The following is a 7,027-nucleotide window of genomic DNA, read 5'->3' on the forward strand; positions in this document are numbered from 1 at the left end:
GGAATCACAAACGCGCCGACCCGCGCCTGTTGCGTGTAAGGCGTGAAGCGGTCCGCGAGCAGATACCAGGCGAGGCTGATCAGGATCACCAGCAACACCCACTTGATCGCCTTCTTCTCCGGGGCCGCCGCAGGTTCGGCAATTGGTGGCGGGACGGCTTCACTCATCGTCATTCACCTTCAAGGGTTGCGGAAAAGCGGGTTGACTGTCCGCCGGGGTGTCGAGCAGGCCGCCCCAGTCGGTGCGGTTGTCCATTTGCTTGCGCGTCGGCGGGTCAAGCAGCGGTTGCGCCGCATACCAGCCACCGCCGAGCGCCTTGTACAACGCCACCAGATTGCTCACCGCCGTGCTGCGGCTGATCAGGTAGCTGTCCTGCAATTCGAGCAGTGCCCGTTGCGCATCCAGCACCCGCTGAAAGTCGGAAAAACCCTCGGTGTATTGCGCGCGCGCCAGCACCAGCGAACGCTGGGCGGCGACTTCGGCCCGGGCAAGGATACGCTCGCGTTCAAGGGCTTTGTTCAAACCATTGGCGGCATCGTCGGCCTCGCGGGCGGCTTGGCGCACGGTGTCGCGATAGACCTCGATCAGTTGCTGCAAACGCGCATCCTGAACCCGCACGTTGTTGCTGATCTGGCCGTGATCGAACAGGTTCCAGCGCAGGCTCGGGCCACCGACAATCTCCAGCGTGTTGGAACTGCCGCCCAGCGAATTGGCGCTCCAGACGATGCTGCCGAGCAAGCTCAGCGACGGATACAGATCACTCAGCGCTACGCCGATCAGCGCCGATTGCGCGGCGACATTCAGCTCGGCGGCGCGCACATCGGGGCGGCGCAGCAGCAGATTGGCCGGCACATCCTGCAGCACGGCGCGGTCCACCAGCGGGATCAATTCTTCGTTGACCGTGACTTGCGGCAAATCGCCCGGCGCCTGCCCGGTCAGCACCGCGAGGGCGTTGCGAGTGCGGTGCAGTTGATCTTCAAGACTGGGAATGCTCGCGAGCGTGCCAAGGTATTGCGCGTTGGCCTGCTGCAGATCGAGCTCGGCGGTCTGGCCGCTGTTGAACAGCTTGCGGGTGATGTCGAGGCTGCGTTGTTGTTGGCGGGTGTTGTCGCGGGCAACGCGCAGCCGTGCTTCGGTGGTGCGCAGGGAAAAGTAACTGTCGGCGACTTGCGCGCGCAGCAGCACCAGCACGTCTTCGTAGTTGGCCTGGGCGGCGAAATAACTGGCGTCCGAAGACTCGATGGCGCGGCTGAAACGGCCCCAGAAATCCAGTTCCCAACCGATGTCGAACCCTTCGCTGAATTGCCAGAAACGGCTGTTCTGCGGGTTGTCGCCGTTGTACTGGCGCCGCTCGACGTGCAGCAAATCGACGCTGGCCTGCTGGAATTGCGGATAACGCCCGGCGCGGGCGATGGCCAATTGTGCGCGTGCTTCGAGCACCCGCAGGCCGGCGATTTTCAGGCTCGAATTGTGCGCGTCAGCAGCGCTGATCAACTGGTCGAGCACCGGGTCATTGAACACCTGCCACCACTGGCGCAGATCCGGGCTCGCGCCGCGTTCGCTGGATTGTTGCAGCGCCGGCGTGCTCCAGTGTTTGACCCAGTCCTCGCCGGGCGGCTGGAAGTCCGGACCAACGCGCGTGCAGCCGCCGAGGCCGAGCAGCGGCAGCAGAAACAGGAGCATGGCGGCGCGTGCGGGCATGAATGAATTCCCGGCCAAGGAAGATGACTGGAGCATAGCCGCCCGAAAGGAACCCGGCCGCCGCCAGGCAAAACCCGCAACGGCTCGCTTTTATCCGGCAACTGCTACGCTTTCAAGTGCCCGGAAATCACGGCTTTCTGCCAAGGCCCTCCAAAAAGGCTCTCCATCAAGGTTCTCCATCAACACAGGTGCGAGCGACATGACCACTCAACCCCACTCCGCCGGCTGGCGTTTCAAACTGGGCATTATCATTCTCTGCGTGATGCTGGGGTCATGGTTGATGGTGCCGCTGGCCGCCGCCATCGGAGTGCCGGGTTCCAAGGTGGCGGCGCTGACCGGTGTGCTGTTTATCAGCAACAAGGTGTTGTTGCTGCTGGTGATCGCGGTGATGGGCAAGGCCGGTTTCCAGCAATTGAAGCGCAACGTGTTTGGCTACGTGACGTCGCTGGCGCCCAGCGCGGATGCCGAAGTCGGCCCGCTGCGGCACCGGATCGGCCTGGTGATGTTTTGTCTGCCGCTGATTTCGGCGTTTCTCGAACCCTATGTCGACAGCTTCTGGCCGGGACTGCGGCCGAACCTGTGGCAACTGCAACTGCTCGGCGACGTGATGCTGGTTGGCAGCTTTTTCGTGTTGGGCGGCAATTTCTGGGACAAGGTCCGCGCACTGTTCATCCGCACGGCCAAGGTTTCGAATGCTTGAAACTGATCAAAAGGAAGGCTAATGACCCGTTTGACCGCAAAAGACTTCGCCCCCGAGTTGCTGGAACTCTACGACTATTACGTGCACGGCCAGATCAACCGCCGTGAGTTTCTCGACCGCGCGGCGTTGTTCACCTTGGGCGGCCTGACCGCGTCCGCCCTGCTCGCTTCGCTGAACCCCAATTACGCGATGGCCGAGCAAGTCGCGTTCACCGACCCGCAAATCATTGCCGAATACATCACCTATCCGTCGCCCAAGGGCCACGGGCAAGTGCGCGGTTATCGGGTGCGCCCGGCGCAAGCCACGGGCAAGCTGCCGGCCGTGGTGGTGGTGCATGAAAACCGTGGGCTCAACCCGTATATCGAAGACGTCGCGCGGCGCGTGGCCAAGGCCGGTTTCATCGCCCTCGCCCCTGATGGCTTGACCTCGGTGGGCGGCTATCCCGGCAATGACGACAAGGGCCGCGAGCTGCAAATGACCGTCGACCCGGAAAAACTCATGAACGACTTCTTCGCCGCCATCGAGTGGCTGATGAAGGATGACGCAGGCACCGGCAAGGTCGGCATCACCGGGTTCTGCTATGGCGGCGGTGTGGTCAACGCGGCGGCCGTGGCCTATCCGGAACTGGGCGCCGGCGTTTCATTTTACGGGCGCCAGGCCGACAGCAAGGACGTGCCGCGAATCAAGGCACCGCTGCTGCTGCATTTCGCCGAACTGGACACGCGCATCAACGAAGGCTGGCCGGCCTATGAGCAGGCGTTGAAAGCGGCGGGCAAGACCTATGAGGCGTACATTTATCCGGGGGTCAATCATGGTTTCCACAACGATTCAACGCCGCGGTTTGATGAGGCGGCGGCGAATCTGGCGTGGGACCGGACGATTGCCTGGTTCAGGCGTTACCTGTAGGAGCATGGCTTGCCCGCGATGGAATTTTGCATCCGTCATCGCGGGCAAGCCTTGCTCCCACAGTGAGCCGCGATGTGTGAATTGAGGTTCTCGGTTAACCATGTCTTCTGGAAAAATCAGCCGCATGCCACGCATTCTGGTGTACGTCGTTGTCGCGATCGCAGCTTTGTATTTGCTGATCTGCCTGGCGTTGTTCGTGTTTCAACGCTCACTGATTTACTTCCCGCAACCAAGTGCGCCAGGTGCCGCCGAGAACGTGCTGAAGTTGGCAGTCGCCGATGCGGATTTGCAGGTATCTGTGCGGCTGCGCGAGGGTCCGAAGGCGCTGATTTATTTCGGCGGCAATGCCGAGGACGTCTCGCAGAATCTGCCTTCGTTCGCCGCAGCTTTCCCGGAGCACGCCCTGTATTTGCTGCACTACCGTGGCTTTGGCGGCAGCTCGGGCTCCCCTTCCGAAGAGGCGATTGCGCGCGATGCGCTGGACCTGTTTGACCGGGTGTATGCCGAACATCCGCAGGTCGCCGTAGTCGGTCGCAGCCTTGGCACCGGCGTCGCCATCCGCCTCGCCAGTCAACGCCCGGCGGCGCGGCTGATTTTGATCACGCCGTACAATAGCCTGCTGGAAATTGGCGTCCGGCAATATCCGATCTTCCCGATCAAGTGGTTGTTGAAGGACACCTTTGATTCCGGCCAATACGCCGCGCACATCCGCGTGCCGACATTGCTGATCGCAGCGAAGGATGACGAGGTGATTCCGCGTGCGAGCACACAGCGACTGCTTGGGCATTTTGAGCCGGGCGTGGCGTCGCTGCGAGTGATCAACGGCGTGGGGCACAACTCCATTTCCGAAAGTCCCGAGTACCTGCGATTGATCGGTGGTGCTTTGTAACTCGTGTCCAACACCACCCCAACCCCTGTAGGAGCAGAGCTTGCTCGCGAAAGCGGCAAATCAGTCACTGGAGATGTCGACCATGACGACGCCTTCGCGGGCAAGCCTCGCTCCTACAGGAGCCGGGACCGCGGAGATAGAGCGTTCACGGCGCTAAACGACTTTTCGTCTATTTTTTAAAATGTAAAAAAGAATTTCAAGAATCTCCTGCGGTCCATGACTGACATTCTTCAGGATTTCACCGTTATGACTTTTGCAAAATTCTGCCAATCTTTATCCAATTGGGCCGGCAGTTCGAAAACCTTCATTCTCGCCATCGTGCTGATCGTCGTCTGGGCGAGCACCGGGCCGTTCTTTCATTACAACGACACTTGGCAACTGATCATCAACACCTCGACCACGATCATCACGTTCCTGATGGTCTTCCTGATCCAGAACACCCAGAACCGCGACAACGACATTTTGCATTTGAAGATCGACGAATTGCTGCGCGCCAGCCAGGAAGCGCAAAACGCCTTGCTGTGCCTCGACAAAATGGGCACCAAGGAATTGCGTGCGTTGCGTGAGCAATACAGCACCATCGGCGAGAGCGAGGAAATGCACTTTCCGTCGCCGGCCGAAAAAGCGGATGCGGCACCTACCGTCTAAGCACTCTCCGGCTACTTGCCACAAGGTTTGACCAGCCGTCAAAGCCCCGCCGCCCTTCAAGCGCCGGGGCTTTTTGTTGCGCGGCAGGCACGCGGCGCTTGACGCTTCACGCCGATAAGTGGGAGAAAGTGCGGGCGAGAATGGAAGCAAGCTACCGATTGCCCCCCCCGGATCAAGGACGACTCATGAAGACATTATTGTGTTTGCTGATCGCCATCGCGGTCGGCGCCACGTTGCAGTACGAGGGCCTGCCGCACGGGCTGCTGCTCGGCTCCATCCTCAGCACCGCGCTGATCGCCAGCAACTTGCGCTTCTCGCCGACCCTGCCCTTGAGCCTCGGCTACGTGCAAATCGTGCTGGGGATCGCCACGGGGCTGATGTTCAAATCGTGGGACAGCCAGACCGCCACCGCGCTGTTGCCCAGCCTGGGTTTTCTGTTTGTGTGCCTGATGGCGCAAATCAGCCTCGCCGGTTTGTGGCTGTTCAAGGTCTCGGGCTGGAACGCCAAGGACTCGCTGATCGCGGTCTACCCCGGCGCCCTCGCGGCAGTGTTCGATCTGCTGGAATCGGAGCGCGCATCGAGCAAAGTCATCGTTGTGCACCTGGTGCGGCTGTTGTCGATTACCGTGCTGGTGAGTTTTCTGATCCCCGGACCGGTGCACTTGGCCTTCAGCGAAAGCACTGCGCTGGGCCTGAATACCGGGCTGATCGCGCTGTCACTGATCGCCGTGTGCATCGTGCTCGGGCGCGTGTTGTTGCGCATCGGCGTGCCGGCGCCTTTCATGCTCACTGCGATCATTGTCACCGGCGTCTATATCAAGTTTGGCTACCTGCAAGATTTCCAGATGCCGCAATGGAGCGTAGATTTCGCCACGCTGATTCTCGGCGTGCTGATCGGTGCGAAATTCAAGGATATTTCCCTGGTGGAGCTGCTGCGCCATGGTCGCGCCGGGGTGATGTCGGTCGGTTTGATGTTGCTGACGGCCGCCGCGTTTGCCGGCATCGCCGCGCGCGTGCTGGGCAGTGACCCGCTGACGTTGTGGCTGGCGTACATGCCCGGCGCCATCGAAACCATCACCATCGTCGCGTTCGGTGGCGGGCTGAATGTGGTGTTTATCCTGACCCACCATCTGGTGCGCATGATGGCGCTGCATTTTGCCCCGGCGGTGATGGTGCAGGCGCGCCGCTGGCGGCAAAGCGAACTGTAAAAAACTCGAACTCCGCGCCTCTCGTTGCATCCAACGTTTAAGCCAATGGAGGTATGCGATATGAACAATGACTCGAAAAACCCAGCCAATCCCCTGCCGACCGATACGTCGGGCAAACCTGTGAACGTGGTCGAACGCGATCTTCAGGACCGCGACGACGACACCCGCGCAGTCGACGAAGTCATCACCCCGACCTCGACCCGCGTCAAAGAGCAAGACGCCGAAGAGCTACGGCGCAAAACCGACGAGATCGAACGCAAGGTGGCGGATGGGAACTGATATCGTCAGCCGTCAAAACCTGAAAGCAGACCTGCCACAGGTCTCGCGGTAGCCCCGGCCAAAGTGGCTAGGGCTCAACATAAAAATGCCCGCTGACCATCACAGGTTCAGCGGGCTTTTTTTGTGTTCAGGCCGGAGAAATCGTCGCAAGCGCTCCGATCAAAATCGTCAGCACCAGAAACCCACCCAGAAAAATCGCCATTCTAGCCATCAGGCCTCCTACTACTTGAGGTTGCGGCGCAACAGGCGCAGTGAGACAAGTTGATCTCAGGGCGGCCGGGCCGGTGAGGCATTCTGGGACTTGCACTGATCTGGTTACAGACGCAGATAACACCAGAAAATACGGATCAGATTCCGATCCCTAGTTGCACACGCCCCCTGGTAGCAGCTGGCGAAGCCTGCGTCCGGCTGCGCAGCAGTCGTAAAACCTGTGCTCGCGGTCTGTCTGATACACCGCGTTTCCTTGACGGGGCGACTGCTTCGCAGCCGGACGCAGGCTTCGCCAGCTGCTACAGGGGATATGTGGGGGTTGGCCGGTTGATAAAAAACCCGCTGATGTAGCAGCTGGCGAAGCCTGCGTTCGGCTGCGCAGCAGTCGTAAAACCTGTGTTCGCGGTCTGTCTGATACACCGCGTTTCCTTGACGGGGCGACTGCTTCGCAGCCGGACGCAGGCTTCGCCAGCTGCTACAGGGGAT

At 60.6% G+C, this 7,027-nt stretch carries 7 protein-coding genes and 1 pseudogene; 6 read left to right on the plus strand and 2 right to left on the minus strand.

Annotation, left to right across the window (positions count from 1 at the left end; genetic code table 11):
• Nucleotides 1–167, minus strand: a pseudogene (locus BI292_RS29125) (HlyD family secretion protein); the annotation flags it as partial.
• Nucleotides 160–1,701: an efflux transporter outer membrane subunit gene (locus BI292_RS07805; protein ID WP_101207525.1), complete on the minus strand. Its 1,542-nt coding sequence runs from the start codon at nucleotides 1,699–1,701 to the stop codon at nucleotides 160–162. The gene BI292_RS07805 and the pseudogene BI292_RS29125, both read right to left, overlap by 8 nt.
• 199 nt (nucleotides 1,702–1,900) lie before the next feature.
• Here BI292_RS07805 and BI292_RS07810 point away from each other — a divergent pair, with 199 nt between their 5' ends.
• The 6 genes from BI292_RS07810 (at nucleotide 1,901) to BI292_RS07835 (ending at nucleotide 6,331) form a co-directional block, all read left to right on the plus strand.
• Nucleotides 1,901–2,401 carry a transporter suffix domain-containing protein gene (locus BI292_RS07810; RefSeq protein WP_092280320.1) on the plus strand — a complete coding sequence of 167 codons (501 nt, stop codon included), beginning with the start codon at nucleotides 1,901–1,903 and terminating at the stop codon, nucleotides 2,399–2,401.
• A 21-nt stretch (nucleotides 2,402–2,422) separates the two neighbouring features.
• The gene (yghX, locus tag BI292_RS07815; RefSeq protein ID WP_101207526.1) at nucleotides 2,423–3,307 is read left to right on the plus strand and encodes a YghX family hydrolase; all 885 of its coding nucleotides are present in this window, start codon (nucleotides 2,423–2,425) and stop codon (nucleotides 3,305–3,307) included.
• A gap of 100 nt (nucleotides 3,308–3,407) precedes the next feature.
• Entirely contained in the window at nucleotides 3,408–4,196 is a 789-nt protein-coding gene (locus BI292_RS07820) for an alpha/beta hydrolase (RefSeq protein WP_101207527.1), read from the plus strand.
• A 246-nt stretch (nucleotides 4,197–4,442) separates the two neighbouring features.
• Nucleotides 4,443–4,844, plus strand: coding sequence for a low affinity iron permease family protein (locus BI292_RS07825; RefSeq protein WP_092280314.1), 402 nt, complete (start codon nucleotides 4,443–4,445; stop codon nucleotides 4,842–4,844).
• A gap of 185 nt (nucleotides 4,845–5,029) precedes the next feature.
• On the plus strand, nucleotides 5,030–6,052 hold the full coding sequence (locus tag BI292_RS07830) for an AbrB family transcriptional regulator (RefSeq protein ID WP_101207528.1): 1,023 nt from the start codon (nucleotides 5,030–5,032) through the stop codon (nucleotides 6,050–6,052).
• A 60-nt stretch (nucleotides 6,053–6,112) separates the two neighbouring features.
• Nucleotides 6,113–6,331 (plus strand): hypothetical protein, encoded by a 219-nt coding sequence (locus BI292_RS07835; RefSeq protein ID WP_092280310.1) that lies wholly within the window; start codon nucleotides 6,113–6,115, stop codon nucleotides 6,329–6,331.
• The last annotated feature ends 696 nt before the right edge of the window (nucleotides 6,332–7,027 follow it).

Origin of the sequence: Pseudomonas sp. 43NM1, from assembly GCF_002836905.1 — a bacterium.
GTDB lineage: Bacteria > Pseudomonadota > Gammaproteobacteria > Pseudomonadales > Pseudomonadaceae > Aquipseudomonas > Aquipseudomonas prosekii.